15 protein-coding genes and 3 tRNA genes are annotated in these 13968 nt (G+C 67.2%); 3 read left to right on the top strand and 15 right to left on the bottom strand.

All coding sequences use genetic code 11. From position 1 onward, the window contains the following. Nucleotides 1-225: 225 nt before the first annotated feature. The 5 genes from rplA to BLR41_RS03115 all read right to left on the bottom strand — a co-directional run bounded on the left by rplA (nt 226) and on the right by BLR41_RS03115 (nt 3144). Nucleotides 226-942: a 50S ribosomal protein L1 gene (rplA, locus tag BLR41_RS03095; protein WP_092626296.1), complete on the bottom strand. Its 717-nt coding sequence runs from the start codon at nt 940-942 to the stop codon at nt 226-228. A 115-nt stretch (nt 943-1057) separates the two neighbouring features. Next, complete coding sequence (rplK, locus tag BLR41_RS03100; RefSeq protein WP_092626298.1) at nt 1058-1492, bottom strand: 50S ribosomal protein L11; 435 nt, start codon at nt 1490-1492, stop codon at nt 1058-1060. Between the two features lie 157 nt (nt 1493-1649). Beyond that, on the bottom strand, nt 1650-2480 hold the full coding sequence (gene nusG, locus BLR41_RS03105) for a transcription termination/antitermination protein NusG (protein ID WP_092626300.1): 831 nt from the start codon (nt 2478-2480) through the stop codon (nt 1650-1652). A gap of 96 nt (nt 2481-2576) precedes the next feature. After that, nucleotides 2577-2963: a preprotein translocase subunit SecE gene (gene secE / locus BLR41_RS03110; protein WP_092626302.1), complete on the bottom strand. Its 387-nt coding sequence runs from the start codon at nt 2961-2963 to the stop codon at nt 2577-2579. Between the two features lie 108 nt (nt 2964-3071). Beyond that, nucleotides 3072-3144 (bottom strand) — tRNA-Trp (locus tag BLR41_RS03115). Between the two features lie 210 nt (nt 3145-3354). Between BLR41_RS03115 and BLR41_RS03120 the strand changes: the two genes are divergently transcribed. Next, nucleotides 3355-4590 carry a pyridoxal phosphate-dependent aminotransferase gene (locus BLR41_RS03120; protein WP_092626304.1) on the top strand — a complete coding sequence of 412 codons (1236 nt, stop codon included), beginning with the start codon at nt 3355-3357 and terminating at the stop codon, nt 4588-4590. A 477-nt stretch (nt 4591-5067) separates the two neighbouring features. On the opposite strand, the gene BLR41_RS03125 is transcribed toward BLR41_RS03120, so the two are convergent. From BLR41_RS03125 to BLR41_RS03155, 7 genes are all read right to left on the bottom strand, one after another. Then, nucleotides 5068-5490, bottom strand: coding sequence for a MaoC family dehydratase (locus tag BLR41_RS03125; protein WP_092626306.1), 423 nt, complete (start codon nt 5488-5490; stop codon nt 5068-5070). Next, complete coding sequence (locus BLR41_RS03130; RefSeq protein WP_092626307.1) at nt 5487-5951, bottom strand: MaoC family dehydratase N-terminal domain-containing protein; 465 nt, start codon at nt 5949-5951, stop codon at nt 5487-5489. Before BLR41_RS03130 ends, BLR41_RS03125 begins: the two co-directional genes overlap by 4 nt. Nucleotides 5952-6180: 229 nt before the next feature. Continuing rightward, the gene (gene rpmG / locus BLR41_RS03135; protein WP_084133824.1) at nt 6181-6351 is read right to left on the bottom strand and encodes a 50S ribosomal protein L33; all 171 of its coding nucleotides are present in this window, start codon (nt 6349-6351) and stop codon (nt 6181-6183) included. Between the two features lie 100 nt (nt 6352-6451). Further along, nucleotides 6452-6523, bottom strand: a tRNA-Met gene (locus BLR41_RS03140). A gap of 82 nt (nt 6524-6605) precedes the next feature. Beyond that, nucleotides 6606-6678 (bottom strand) — tRNA-Thr (locus BLR41_RS03145). Nucleotides 6679-6865: 187 nt separating this feature from the next. Further along, entirely contained in the window at nt 6866-9523 is a 2658-nt protein-coding gene (locus tag BLR41_RS03150) for a putative bifunctional diguanylate cyclase/phosphodiesterase (RefSeq protein WP_092626309.1), read from the bottom strand. 415 nt (nt 9524-9938) lie between these two features. Continuing rightward, complete coding sequence (locus tag BLR41_RS03155; protein WP_092626311.1) at nt 9939-10955, bottom strand: alpha/beta fold hydrolase; 1017 nt, start codon at nt 10953-10955, stop codon at nt 9939-9941. Between BLR41_RS03155 and BLR41_RS03160 the strand changes: the two genes are divergently transcribed. Further along, nucleotides 10954-11379 carry a TIGR03668 family PPOX class F420-dependent oxidoreductase gene (locus BLR41_RS03160; protein WP_092626313.1) on the top strand — a complete coding sequence of 142 codons (426 nt, stop codon included), beginning with the start codon at nt 10954-10956 and terminating at the stop codon, nt 11377-11379. The genes BLR41_RS03155 and BLR41_RS03160 overlap by 2 nt on opposite strands. 445 nt (nt 11380-11824) lie before the next feature. On the opposite strand, the gene BLR41_RS03165 is transcribed toward BLR41_RS03160, so the two are convergent. Next, nucleotides 11825-12091, bottom strand: a complete 267-nt coding sequence (locus tag BLR41_RS03165) for a hypothetical protein (RefSeq protein ID WP_092626315.1) — start codon at nt 12089-12091, stop codon at nt 11825-11827. A gap of 163 nt (nt 12092-12254) precedes the next feature. Between BLR41_RS03165 and BLR41_RS03170 the strand changes: the two genes are divergently transcribed. Further along, nucleotides 12255-12572, top strand: a complete 318-nt coding sequence (locus BLR41_RS03170; RefSeq protein WP_092626317.1) for a hypothetical protein — start codon at nt 12255-12257, stop codon at nt 12570-12572. 187 nt (nt 12573-12759) lie between these two features. Here BLR41_RS03170 and BLR41_RS03175 read toward each other — a convergent pair whose 3' ends face one another. Together BLR41_RS03175 and BLR41_RS03180 are read right to left on the bottom strand one after the other, a co-directional pair. Beyond that, nucleotides 12760-13365: a GTP-binding protein gene (locus tag BLR41_RS03175; RefSeq protein ID WP_092626319.1), complete on the bottom strand. Its 606-nt coding sequence runs from the start codon at nt 13363-13365 to the stop codon at nt 12760-12762. Further along, nucleotides 13346-13963 (bottom strand): DUF742 domain-containing protein, encoded by a 618-nt coding sequence (locus BLR41_RS03180; RefSeq protein WP_092626321.1) that lies wholly within the window; start codon nt 13961-13963, stop codon nt 13346-13348. The genes BLR41_RS03175 and BLR41_RS03180 overlap by 20 nt, the downstream gene beginning before the upstream one ends. Nucleotides 13964-13968 lie beyond the last annotated feature (5 nt).

Below are 13968 nucleotides of genomic sequence, written 5' to 3' on the forward strand. Positions count from 1 at the left end.
AATCGGGCTCTTTCGGAGCAGGGCCCTTCGGAACAGGGCCCTTCGGAACAGGGCCCTTCGGAACAGGGCCGTTCGGAACAGGGCCGTTCCGATTCCGGTCCGAACGGCGCACGAGCAGCACCGGCCGGCTGAAGAACGAACCGGGCCACCCCTCGGCGAGGGGTGGCCCGGTCGCGGCTCACACGCGGGAGTCCCAGCGGCCCGAACGGCCGCGGGAACGGGCGGTCATGCCGCCGCTGTCTCGAGCATGTTGCGGGTACGGTTCGCGTCCACCGTGATGCCCGGGCCCATCGTGGTGGTGAAGCTGACCTTCTTGAGGTAGCGACCCTTGGAGGTGGCGGGCTTGGAACGCAACACCTCGTCCAACGCGGTGGCGTAGTTCTCCAACAGCGCCTCCGTGGAGAACGAGGCCTTGCCGATGACGAAGTGCAGGTTGGCCTGCTTGTCAACGCGGAAGCTGATCTTGCCGCCCTTGATGTCCTGCACGGCCTTGGCGATGTTCGGCGTCACCGTGCCGGTCTTCGGGTTCGGCATCAGGCCACGCGGGCCCAGCACGCGAGCGATCTTGCCGACCTTGGCCATCTGGTCCGGGGTGGCCACGGCCGCGTCGAAATCGAGCCAGCCGCCCTGGATACGCTCGATCAGGTCGTCGGAGCCGACAGCGTCGGCACCGGCGGACTCGGCCTCAGCGGCCTTGTCGCCGGAGGTGAAGACGACGACGCGGGCCGTCTTGCCGGTACCGTGCGGCAGGTTCACGGTCCCGCGGACCATCTGGTCCGCCTTGCGCGGATCGACGCCGAGCCGCAGGGCCACCTCGACGGTGGGGTCCATCTTGGTCTTGGCGGTCTTCTTCGCCAGCTCGACAGCTTCCTTGGGGGAGTAGATCCGGTTGCGGTCAACCAGTTCGGCTGCCTGCTGGTATGCCTTGCTGCGCTTTGCCATGTCTGTTCCTGTTCAACGGATCAGTTGTGGTCGGGGCCGCGCTGCGAGCCCTCCCACACTCTCGGTGGATCAAGGGGTACGACCCCGGCGCGGAGCCGGGCCGCACGGAGCGCCGTCAGTCCTGGACGCGAAGACCCATGGAGCGGGCGGTACCGGCGATGATCTTCTCGGCCTCGTCCATCGAGTTGGAGTTGAGGTCGACCCACTTGGTCTGGGCGATCTCGCGAACCTGCTCGCGGGTGACAGAGCCCACCTTGGTCTTGTGCGGCTCGCCACTGCCCTTCTGCACGTTGGCTGCCTTCATCAGCAGCTTCGCGGCGGGCGGGGTCTTGAGCTGGAAGGTGAACGACCGGTCCTCGTACACGGAGATCTCGACCGGCACCACGTCACCGCGCTGGTTCTCGGTGGCGGCGTTGTAGGCCTTGCAGAACTCCATGATGTTGACGCCGTGCTGACCCAGCGCCGGACCGACCGGCGGCGCGGGGTTGGCCTGACCGGCCGAGATCTGCAGCTTGACGATCGCTGCGAGTCGCTTCTTCTTGGGCGGCATTTCGTTCTTCCTGTCCTCGTTACTGTGGTCCGTACCGGGCGCGACGCACACCGGCACGCGCACGGGCGGTGGTGAACACCGAACCGCCCGCCGAAGAGCCGCGGCGCGCCCCTGCCGGCCACCGCGGCAACCACACTCCCGAAAGGCCGGGAGTGGGTCAGATCTTGGATACCTGGTCGAAGGACAACTCGACCGGCGTCTCGCGGCCGAAGATCGACACCAGTACCTTCAGCTTCTGGGCCTCGCCGTTGACCTCGCTGATGGTGGCGGGCAGCGTCGCGAACGGCCCGTCCATCACGGTAACCGACTCGCCGACCTCGAAGTCCACCTCGACCGCGGTGCTCTTGCCCTGTTCCGGCTTGGCGGCGGCCTTCTTGGCGGCGGTCTCCTTCGCCTCCCGCTCGGCCTGCGGGGCGAGGAACTTGAGGACTTCCTCGGTGCTCAACGGCGAAGGCTGCGAGGTCGCTCCGACGAAGCCGGTGACGCCCGGAGTGTTGCGGACGGCCGACCACGAGGCGTCGTTGAGCTCCATCCGGACGAGAACGTAGCTGGGAAGCACCTTGCGCTGCACGAACTTGCGCTGGTTGTTCTTGATCTCGGTGACCTCTTCGGTGGGCACCTCGACCTGGAAGATGTAGTCCTCGACGTCCAGCGTCTGCGCGCGGTGTTCGAGATTGTTCTTGACCTTGTTCTCGTAACCGGCGTAGGAGTGCACCACGTACCAGTCGCCCGGCGCGCGCTTGAGCATGGCGCGCAGCTCCTCGACCGGATCCGCCTCGGCTTCCTCGTCGTCACTGGCCTCGGAAGCCGATGCACTGTTTCCGGAGTCGGCGGTGTCCGCGGAGTCGCCCGCCTCGGCATCCCCGCCGGAGTCCACCTCGGGACGCTCCTCGGCCGGGTCCGACGACCCCGTAGGGGAGTCCTCCGCGGTCACGGCGTCCTGCTCATCGGACAGGCCGGTCAACTCCTGGCCGTCGTAGGAGGTCACAGTGGTCTCGCTTCCTCTCGTGCGTTGCGTGCCCGGTGGATGGCATCCGCCACCGCACGAAGTCCGTGCGGGCGTCTAGCTGCCCACGGTCGGCATTCAGTTGCCGAACAACTGGAGCACACCCTGCGCGAAGAGCAGATCCAGACCGGCTATGAACGCGACCATGATGCTGACGAACACCAGCACCACCGCAGTATAAGTCAATAGCTGCTTGCGCGTCGGCCAGATGACCTTGCGGAGCTCCGCGACCACCTCTCGGAAGAAGCGGCCGATCCTGCGGAACAGCGAAACCCGTTCTCCGCGGCCGTCCCTGGCGGGAGTCGGCCTGCCCTTGGGAGCGGTCGCGTCCTTCGAATCACCACCCGCGCTCTTCCGGGCGCTGGAGCGCCCGGAGGCCCGGCGGCTACGGCGTGCGGCGGCGCTGGAAGGGCGGGACTCCTCGTCCCGGTTACCGTCCTGGCCCTGCTCGCGGTCCTCGCTCACGCCTCCTCCTAGATGGCGCTCGTCGGACGCGTGAACTCGTCAGTGGTGGTCACCGAGACTCGCACGGCCGACACCGTCCACTTCCTCCGCTCACCGTCAACATCGACGCAGGGGTGACAGGACTTGAACCCGCAACCTGCGGTTTTGGAGACCGCTGCTCTGCCACTTGAGCTACACCCCTCCGCGATCGGTCGTCCCGACCACATCGGTACACCCTACGTCCCGACCGACACCGCACCGTGAGCGGGTCCGGCACGATCGATCCGTACGGGCTTCCCGAGTACGAGAGTGTACGACATCACCGAAGTGGATTTCCAACCCCCGCCCCGATTCCGTCATCCTCGGTGGGCACGGTTCGTGCGACGCGACACGCGTCTGCGACGATGCGGACATGGCCGCACCCGGAACACAGGCAAGCTCGACCACCGAATCCCGCGTCTCGGCACGAGTCGGCGCGATCGCCGAATCGGCCACCCTCGCCGTGGACGCGAAGGCCAAAGCACTCAAGGCAGAGGGACGCCCGGTCATCGGATTCGGCGCCGGTGAACCGGACTTCCCCACCCCGGAGCCGATCGTGCGTGCCGCGCAGGAGGCATGCTCCGAGCCGCGCAACCACCGCTACAGCCCCGCGTCCGGACTGCCCGAACTGCGTGAGGCGATCGTCACCAAGACCGCACGCGACTCGAACCACGTGATCCAGCCGAACCAGGTGCTGGTGACCAACGGCGGCAAGCAGGCCGTGTACCAGACGTTCGCCACCCTGCTAGATCCCGGCGACGAGGTGCTGCTCCCCGCGCCGTACTGGACCACCTACCCGGAAGCCATCAGGCTGGCGGGCGGAATCCCCGTCGAGATCCCCACGGACGACTCCACCGGTTACCTCGCGACGCTGGAACAGCTCGAAGCCGCCCGCACCCCGCGCACCAAAATGCTGCTGTTCAACTCGCCCTCCAACCCGACCGGGGCGGTCTACCCGCCCGAGCGGGTCGCCGAGATCGGCCGGTGGGCGGTGGAGCACGATCTCTGGGTCGTCACCGACGAGATCTACGAACACCTGGTCTACGGCGACGCCAGGCACGTCTCCATGCCGGTGGAGGTGCCGGAGCTGGCCGACAGGTGCGTGGTGCTCAACGGAGTGGCCAAGACCTACGCGATGACCGGCTGGCGCGTCGGCTGGATGATCGGTCCGACCGACGTGATCAAAGCCGCTGCGAACCTGCAGTCCCACCTGACGTCCAATGTGTCCAACGTCTCGCAGCGGGCCGCGCTGCAGGCCGTGAGCGGGCCGCTGGACGCGGTGGCCGAGATGCGCGAGGCATTCGACCGACGCAGGCGCACCATCGTGGAGCTGCTCGGCGCGATTCCGGGTGTGAGCTGCCCGGAGCCGAAGGGGGCGTTCTACGCCTACCCGTCCGTGAAGGAACTGCTCGGCACGGAGATACGCGGGGTCCGGCCACAGACCAGCACCGAACTCGCCGAGCTCGTCCTGGAGCAGGCCGAGGTGGCCGTGGTCCCAGGCGAGGCGTTCGGAACCCCCGGCTACTTCCGGATGTCCTACGCGCTCGGCGACGAGGACCTCGCCGAGGGTGTCCGCAGGATGGCCACCCTCCTCTCGGAAGCCAAGTGACTTTGGAGGGCGGGGTGCCCTGACGCGGTGGCCGGTTAGCCGGCACGTGAGTCGGCGCCTTGCTTCGTTGGGCCGGCTCTTGAGTAGCGACCTAGGCGGCGAGCGGCCCGGCCTCGCAATGCATCCGACTCACGCACCGGGACCACCCGCGCTGCGACACTCACGGCCGCGTCCCGACGGCAGCCCGGCGTCGTCAATTTCGCGAGAAATTTACACCCCGATACGGCGATGCGGCCCCTGCCAGCGTCAATTTCCCACGAAATCGCCGGGCTCTTGGTGCCACCGACGCCGAGCTCCCACCACGCCCGTGGGTCGAACTCCGACCACCCTCGACACCGGCACCGCCGCGGGTTCTCGCGTGCGGCTCTCGCGAGGACGCCGGAGACGTTGTGTAGATCGCTACCCGATGTCTCCGGACCCGCAGCGAGAACCGTGCGCGAGGTTCCGCCAAGCGAGCACTTACGCCGACCGAGCGGCTCAGGAAATGCGCACCAAGGCGTAGGCGCCGCCGAGTACGCCCTGGTTGGCGCACTTCGCGGTGATGTTGATCTTCGCGGTGCCGTCCTCACCGACGTCGGCGACCTTCCCGGAGAGCTCCACCGTGGCCCCCTGCCCGTCGTCGGGAACCTCGACCGGGCGAGTGAACCGGACCCCGTGTTCGATGATCCGCCCTGGGTCACCCAACCAGTCGGTGACCAACCTCGTGGCCAACGCCATGGTGAGCATGCCGTGCGCGATCACCTCCGGAAGACCTACTTCCCGGGCGAACGTGTCGCTGTGGTGAATCGGGTTGAAATCCCCCGAGGCCCCCGCGTAACGCACCAGATCCGTCCTGGTGATCGAAACGCTGGACTCGGGCAGCCGGTCGCCCTTCGCGACCGACGACAGTGTCGTCGTCACGCCTGCTCTCCCTCCTCGGCCGTGCCACGCGCCACCAGCGTGGACGTGGCGGTACACACCGGCTCTCCCTCGGCCGTGCCGATCTCGGCACGCACGGTGAGGAAGTCGTTGCCCGCCCGCGCCTTGATGTCGTCCACGTGGGCAACGGCCACCAGCACGTCCCCGGCACGAATCGGCCGGTGGTGCCGAAACGCCTGGTGTCCGTGCACGACGCGGCTGTAGTCCAGCCCCAGCTGTTCGTCCTCGACCACGGCTTCCTGCGCCAGCACGGACAACCGCATCGCGAACGTGGGCGGAGCGATCACGTCCGGGTAACCGGCGGCCTTGGCGGCCTCGGTGTCGCGGTACAACGGCGACTCGTCCTTGATCGCCTCCGCGAATTCGCGAATCTTCTCCCGCGCGACCTCGTAGGGGGCGCTGGGCGGGTACTCACGTCCGATGAATCCTTCGTCGAGCGGCACAACCCGCAGGTTACCGCAGTACGAAAAGAAACCCGCCCCGGCGGGAGCCGGAGCGGGTTTCCCGAGTCCTCTCGACCCATGGTCGAGACGCCCAATCACCGAAGCGGTAAGGAGACTTCCCGAAAAGGTTGTCGACCCTGACACCGCTCAGCCGAGTCCGGCCGAGTGGTTCCGGGGACACCCTTCCGCGAGCGATCCCGCGTCGAACCCCGAAGGGTTCGGCGAGAACTCAGCGGGTCTCCTTGTGCTCGCGGTGAGCATTGCAACGCGGGCAGTGCTTCTTCAGCGACATGCGATCCGGGTCGTTGCGGCGGTTCTTCTTGGTGATGTAGTTGCGTTCCTTGCACTCTTCACACGCAAGAGTGATCTTGGGGCGAATATCGGTGGGCGTCTTAGCCACGGGGAGACCTCTCTCTCGTGTCTGGAACCGGACGAGGCTGCCGTCCGGTTCACTCCACGTGTATACCGCCCCGGGCCGGGCGGCATCTCAGCCGCAGGAGTAGCGGTGGCCGGATTCGAACCGGCGACACAACGATTATGAGCCGTTTGCTCTGCCCCTGAGCTACACCGCCTCGCGGACATCCGCTGGTACACAGTACCTTCACAAGACAGCCGCAGCACCCAGTTTAACCGAGTGCCGCGGCCGCCCTACAGAGCCCCAATACGGACTCGAACCGTAGACCTTCGCCTTACCATGGCGACGCTCTGCCGACTGAGCTATTGGGGCGTGCCCTCGCGGAGCGATTACTACTCTACACAACATCCGCACCGCCGCCGCACCGGGGGTGACTTTTGGTATATCCGCAGGTCAACAACGCTCTGGAGCTCTCGGGGTGAGCTCCTCCCACGACCAGGAAGACCTCGACCGAGCGCTCGGACAACCCGCTCGGAGGCCCCCGATCAGTTGAGCCTGATCAGTTGACCCGAAGCACCGTCTCACCCAACTCCGGAGCCCCCTTCGGGTATTCCCGCGTGGTCCGCGCCCACAGCCACGACTCGAACCGCTCCTCGGAGAGCGGCCGGGAGATGAGATAGCCCTGCGCGGTGTCGCACCCCATCCGCACGAGCTGATCCCTGGCGGCGTCGTCCTCGACCCCTTCCGCGACCACACTCAGCTCCAGCGAGTGCCCCAGCTCGACGATGGAACGCACCACCGCCATATCGCTGAGATCGGTCCCCATGCCGAGCACGAAGCTCTTGTCGATCTTGACCTCGTCGACCGGAAGCTGCCGGAGGTACGCCAGCGAGGAGTAGCCCGTTCCGAAGTCGTCGACCGCAAGCACCACGCCCAGCGCCCGGAGTCTGCGCAGCACCGGCAACGAGCGGTCCGGATCGGCCATCACGCTGGACTCGGTCAGCTCGAAGGTCAACAGCCCCGGCGGCACGTCGTGCCGATCGAACGCCTCCCGCACCCGCTCGGGAAACGTCTCGTCGGCGAGGTTGCGCACCGAGAGGTTGACGGCCACCGAGAGCCGCAGCCCCCGATCGAGCCAATCCCGGATACGGATCAACGCCCGTTCCAGCACGAACTCGGTGAGCGCGTCCACCAGCCCGGTGGCCTCCACGACAGGCACGAACTCGTCCGGTGAGAGGCGCCCGTACTCCGGATGCGACCAGCGCACCAGCGCCTCGGCGCCGACGATGCGCTTACCGGGCAGCGCGACCTTGGGCTGGTAGTGCACCTCGATCTGACCGCTCTCCAGCGCCTGCCGGAACTGGGTCACCAGTTGGAAGCGCCGCAGGAAGATCTGCCCCATGCTCGGGACGTAGCCCCGCACGCCGTCCTCACCGCTGCGCGCGGCGCGCACCGCCACGTCGGCACGTTGCAGCAGCACGTCCACATCGCCCGCGGTGTCCTCCTCCGCCGGGACGGAGGAAACGTAACCGGCCACGGCCGTGGCCTCCACCACCAGCTTGTCGAGTGGATAGGGCTCGGCTATCAGCTCGCGTAGCGCGCCGGCGATCTCCGCGGCCTGCGCCTCGGTGTGCCCCTGCAGCAGCACCGCGAAGGAGTTCGCCTCCAACCGTGCGACCGGCACGTGCGCCCCGAGGTACTCGCGCATCCGCCTGCCCGCCGCGACGATCATGCGGTCACCCCAGGCATAGCCGAGCGCCTCGCTGACCGTGGTGAGCAGTTCGAGATCGACGCGCAGCACCACGGCGGTGCTCTCCTGCAACGCCTCCGCGGACATCTCGCGGAAACCGGTGCGGTTGAGCAACCCGGTGAGCGGATCGTGGTAGGCATCGTGCCGCAACCGGGCCAACAGCCTGCGGTTGTCCATCGCGGTGGCCAGATGACTCGCGAGGGTGTGCAGCAGCCTGATGTCGGCGCGGCCGAATCCGCGCCACCGACTCACTCTGTCGTGCACCTCGATGGCACCCAGCAGCTGGTTCGTACCGCGCAGCGGCACGACCAGGGCCTCGTGCGCCGCCCTGCGGTTCAGCGCCACGCGGATCTCCTCCGGAGCGTCGACGCTGCGGAAGGAACGAACGTGTGTCCCCGGCAGTTGCAACAGCGAGCACTCGCGCAGCAGCGTCGCCCCTTCGGTGCTCATCTCCTCCGGCTGCGGGCTGCCCGCCACCAGGGTGCTGACCTCTCCCCTGGGGTCCAACGAGAGGCGCAGCACCACACGAGTGGCGTTGAGCTGCTCCCTGATCCGTTCGGCCACCGGTTCCCACTCGTCGATCGAGACCTGTTCACCGATGGCGCTCACGGCAGGAGCATCCGAATCGGACAGAACTCGTGACGCGTGCTGTCCGGAACGTGCGACCCGCAGACTCACGTCGCTGAGCGCCTCCAGGTCGCGCTGTTCGCGCAGCAACCCGGAGTAGGCGCGGTAGAGCGCCAGCACACCGACCATGAGCACCGTCACCAGCGCCCAACCCCACTGGGTGTTGACCGCGAGTTCGTATCCGACGAGCCCGATGGAGGTGTTCAGCAGCCCGACGACGAGGGTGCGACCACCGAGCAACAGCCCCGCGGAAACGCGCATTCCGTTGCCCAGCGCGTACAGCGCGGCCACGGCACAACCACAACTGATCAACGAGGAGCTGACGGCGCCGATCCCGGCGCAGAACCAGAGCGGCACCACGCCACCGAGCGCATCGCGACACACGCCCGCGATCAGGAAGGGGATCGCGATCTCCCAGCACAGCACCCCGGCGTTGTAAGCCACGTGACTGGCCGCGCGTTTGCGTACCTGTATCGCCAGTCCCGCGACGAGGTTGGCCGCCAGCACCACTTCGAACGGTGCGGTCAGCAGCCCGAGGATGAGCGGGATCTCGGTGAAGGAGATGGTCCAGCCGACCCGCTTGGCGTCCACGTCGATCGTGAGTTGCTCGGCCAGCAGGAACCCGACCGCCAGCAGCGGGCCGATGAACAGCAGATCGGGATTCCGCGGGAAGGGCAGCCACAGTGCTACCAGCAGCGAGACGAGCATTCCGCTCAGCAGCACGGAAAACGAGAATCCCAGGAAGATGCGTCGCCTTCGCGGCGACACTTCGGACCGAACCGGAGGGCGGGGAACATCGGCGGTCAACCCCGGCTCCGAAGAGCGGTGATGCTCGATCATCCACGCTCCTCCCGCCAAGCGACCCGTTTCGTGGTCGCGTTACTCAGCGTCGATCGTGACGCACGACAACCCTGCTTGACCAGTCTTCGATTGGTGCCATCGTGGATGGACCATCGAGCAGATTACTAAATCCCACCACTGAATGTGGCCGGTTCATCCTCCGAAGTAAACGGAAAGATCAGCAAGCGCCACCCGGCGCACCGGGAAACGGAACCAGCAAGAGATCACGCACAGCAACCGAGAACCGCTGTGAACCTTGCCGCAGCAACCCACGGGAACAGGCACGGTACGTGTCGAGACGAGACTTTCGGTAACAATCGCCCTCCCGGCGCTCGCCGCTGGTGTTGCCCACCGTCCAGCGGAACGCGGAGCGCACCGGCCCGTTTCCACGTGCTGCCCGCTCCGGGGCGGGCCGTCAGTGCGGTATCCGGAACTCCTCGAAGAAGTACCCCACCGCCCGGTCCAGTTCGGCCAGTGCGGATTCAGCTCTGGGCATGTGTCCGGAGCCGGGCAGCGGCACCGAGCGTTTCGGCGCGTTCAACCGACCCAGGAAGCGTTCGGAACGCACCCCCGGAGTCCAGCGGTCGGCCTCGGGAGAGGCCAGCAGCACCGGTGGCGCGGTGAAGTTCGCGGGCGAAACGGCGGGCGGTAGCCGTAGGTAACTCCGGAACAGCCGCAGCGGGATCGTGGTGGCACCGCCGAGTTCGTCGGCGGCGTAGACGGCGGCGAACCGCGCGTTGTCGGAAACCGCGGTGATGTCGAGCAGCCGGTGCAACGGAACCCGGTGCGAAACGGGAAACATCGGCGCCCGTGCCAACGCCTCGGCCAACAGCCCCGCGCCGGGGTTGGCAACCAGCCCGCCCCGCACGTCCGGGCTACGCGGATCGGCCAGGCTGGTTACGACCAGCGCCGCCACTCGGTCCGGCACCCTGGCGGCGACCTGGTAGGCCAACCAGCCGCCCAGCCCCAGCCCGAACAGCACCACCGGCCGACGGTCCGCCACGCGCTCGGCCGCGATCAGGTCGATCACGCAGTCCACCCAGTGCCGGTAGGTGAGGTGGTAACCGACCGCGGGACTCAACCCGTGCCCCGGCAGGTCCGGGGCCAAACACTCCAGCCCGCTCAGCGCGGGCAACCTGGCGTAGGGCGCCAGCATCCTGCCGTAACCGCCTATACCGTGCAGCATCAGGAGTTTGGCCGCCGCGTCGTCCCGCCGGACGACGTCCAGGTGCAGCGGAGCACCGCGCCAGGACCACCGGTGTTCGGTCGGCGAATTCGTGGTGGTGCTGCGCAGCGCACCGGGGAAGAATTCCTGGTAGCGCAGCCAGTGCGTGTGCTCCAGATAGCCGGGGGCGGCTTCGGCCGAACCGATGGGAGACCTGGCTCGCGAACCCGAGAACACATTACGAACATACGGAGCGAATCGCCCCATGCGCATCGACCGGGAGCAGGCAATCCGACTGTTCGACCGGGCGCGCGTCGCTCGACTGGGCACCGTGGGCCGGGACGAGCAGCCGCATCTGGTTCCCGTGACCTTCGCGTTGACCGGCGGCGGCGAACGGATCGCCACGGCCGTGGATCACAAACCCAAGACCACCACTTCGCTGCGAAGGCTACGCAACATCGAGCGGAACCCGTTGGTGTCGGTGTTGGCCGATCACTACTCGGAGAACTGGGACGAGCTCTGGTGGGTACGCGTGGACGGCACGGCTTCGGTCCACTCGGCCGAAACCTCTCCGGAAGCCGTACGAGCGCTGCGGGACAAGTACGAGCAGTACCGACGGCGGCCCCCAACCGCGAGCCTGATACTGATCGAGATACAACGGATCACCGGCTGGGCCGCCACGGGGAGCTGACGGCGAACTGACTGCGAACTGACGGGGAGCGCACCGGACCGGCGACGCAAATCTCCCACGAAATCGCCGCGTTGCTGGGCGAGGTTCACGGTGCGCATGGGTTGGTTCCCCGCGCGGCGGGCGTCAATTTCCCACGAAATCGCGGCGCCGCTTCGGCACTCCCGGCGCCGAAGCACCACGCACGGACTCGGCACCGCGGCGGGTTCTCCCGTGCCGGCTCTCGCGAGGAAGTTTCGATGTTGTGTGTGGCTACCCGAGGTCGGGCCTGCCGCAGCGAGAGCCGTGCGAGAGGTTCCGCGACAGCACCACCGACGAAACGAGCACTGCTGCGGATTCGAAGGCGTCCCGCGCTCAACCGGCCTGGGGGTCACCGGGAGCGCGGGACGCGTAATCGACACTACTGATCGGGCGTGCCTGCTGTCGAGTCACCGATGGGCCGGGTCACTCACTTTTCCGATTCCGAACCCGCGGGTTCGGACCTGCGGTGCATCCGGACACGTCCGGAGTGAAGATCCAACGGTCCCGCACCGCTCTCCCGGTCGTCCTCCTTGGCGACGGCCACCCACTCGGCCCGTTCCAGGCGGTACTTGCTGCCCGCCTCGAACAGTCCGTCCACGCCGGTGACGGTCTGTCCGGAGCCGTCGAAGCGTCGCGCGTAAGAGTCGCGACGCGCCTGTCGCCGCCTGGCGCGACGCACCCGGTCTATGCTCACACGGCCACGCTAACGGCGCGTGCCGCGCTGTCCCGGAGCGGTGAGAGACGAGCCACAGCATTCCGCGCACCACCGGCGCCAGTGTCGTGACGAGTATCACTCTCGAACTTCGGGCACGGAGGCACCCCGCGCCCGGTCGAGGAACTTCAATAGGGTTTTCGGTGTGCAGCAGGATCCGTATCAACTCCGCGTGCGGACAGCACGGTTGTCCCCGCTGGCCGAGGCGTTCGAGGTCGTGGACCGGCACGCCGAGATCAATCATCGCTACCGCAAGCTGATCCACGACTCACGAGAGATGCTGGCGGCCACGGATGTGCGCCTCACCCAGGCGAGGGGGATGGGCAAGAAGCTCATGGTGCTGGTGCGGGCAGCGGGCCCGGACTTCCGGGAGCGGCTTTCCCCGGAGCAGCTGCGCCTGTTGGACGCGGGACTGCGCCAGGCCGACGACCTGGTGTACGGCGACAGCACCGGGCAGGACTGATCGAAGTCTTCCGATGGGGTGGTGGCGTGGGTGACGCGGCTTTCGGAGGTGTCGACACCGAGAAAGCCCCGGTCGACCACACGACGGGAAAGCATCGGCCGGCGAGCCGTCGCGGGCCGCCGAACGAGTCGGCGGCCCGCGACACGGTGGTTGCTCCTCCGGCACCGACCACGGCGCCGGAAGGTGCTCAAGCGCTGCGGCCCGAGGCCACCCACTTGCTCATCGCGTACTGGACCAGCGCGATCAGGGCCTCCTTGGTGGAGGCCTGATCGCGCGCGTCGCAACTCAGCAACGGAACGTCCGAGCCGACCGCCAGTGCCTCACGCACTTCCTCGATGCTGTGCTGCAGCTTGCCGTCGAAACAGTTCACTCCGATGACGTAAGGAGTACCTCGGTCCTCGAAGAAGTCGATCGCCGAGAAACAGTCGGCCAGCCTGCGGGTGTCCACCAGCACGACGGCACCGATAGCACCGCGCACCAGGTCGTCCCACATGAACCAGAACCGTTGCTGTCCCGGCGTGCCGAACAGATAGAGGATCAGATCGGCATCCAGCGACAACCGGCCGAAGTCCATCGCCACGGTCGTGGAGTTCTTGCCCGGGGTGGCGGCCAGGTCGTCGATCCCTTGGCTGGCCTCCGTCATGACCGCTTCCGTGGTGAGCGGAACGATTTCGGAGACCGAACCGACGAAGGTCGTCTTACCCACGCCGAACCCACCGGCCACCACGATCTTGGCCGAGCTGGTGGAGGATTTTCCGGTCTGCTGGGGCGCCTTAAAGCCGGCGGAGTCCACTCAACACCCTTTCCATCAACATCATGTGCGGTTCACTGCCGCTGTCGGTCACGGTCTGGTGGATATCGACCAGACCCTGTTCGGCCATATCCGCCAGCAGGACCTTGGCCACACCGAACGGCACACCAAGCAGCGCCCCGATCTCGGCAACCGACCGGGGCTGACCGCACAGCTGTACCACTGACTGGTACTCCTGCCGCAAGGGTGTGCCCGGACGGTACTGCGCGCTGGTGGAAATAAGTGTCTCCAGCTCCAGTTCCACATTGGATTTGGTACGTCCCCCCGTCCACGCGTAGGAACGGATGCTGGCCGCTGGAGTGTCCTCCCCCTCTTCGGCCCGGTTCGCCGGTTCGTTCTCACGACCGACCGACTCCTCGGGCCGGGCGCGGTCGGAACGCGTGCGCTCGGAGCGCCGGGGACGCGCTGCGCCCTCCTGCTCCTCCGACCTCCGTTTGTTCCGGCCGCGCCCACTTCCGAAATTGAGCCCGTTGTAGACGTCGGCGAAGGTCGCCTCCTCGACGTCCTGCTCCTCGTCCCGCCCGTACCACCGCCCGGCCTCGTCGGAACGACGCTCGTTGTAGTCGGAATCCCTGCTCATGGTGG

The organism is Actinopolyspora mzabensis (assembly GCF_900101095.1).
Lineage (GTDB): Bacteria > Actinomycetota > Actinomycetes > Mycobacteriales > Pseudonocardiaceae > Actinopolyspora > Actinopolyspora mzabensis.

Coding starts and splice junctions, on each gene's coding strand:
- BLR41_RS03120 (WP_092626304.1), top strand. CDS start 3,355: ATGGCCGCACCCGGAACACAGGCAAGCTCGACCACCGAATCCCGCGTC.
- BLR41_RS03160 (WP_092626313.1), top strand. CDS start 10,954: ATGCGCATCGACCGGGAGCAGGCAATCCGACTGTTCGACCGGGCGCGC.
- BLR41_RS03150 (WP_092626309.1), bottom strand. CDS start 9,523: ATGATCGAGCATCACCGCTCTTCGGAGCCGGGGTTGACCGCCGATGTT.
- rplK (WP_092626298.1), bottom strand. CDS start 1,492: ATGCCGCCCAAGAAGAAGCGACTCGCAGCGATCGTCAAGCTGCAGATC.
- rplA (WP_092626296.1), bottom strand. CDS start 942: ATGGCAAAGCGCAGCAAGGCATACCAGCAGGCAGCCGAACTGGTTGAC.
- BLR41_RS03180 (WP_092626321.1), bottom strand. CDS start 13,963: ATGAGCAGGGATTCCGACTACAACGAGCGTCGTTCCGACGAGGCCGGG.
- BLR41_RS03155 (WP_092626311.1), bottom strand. CDS start 10,955: ATGGGGCGATTCGCTCCGTATGTTCGTAATGTGTTCTCGGGTTCGCGA.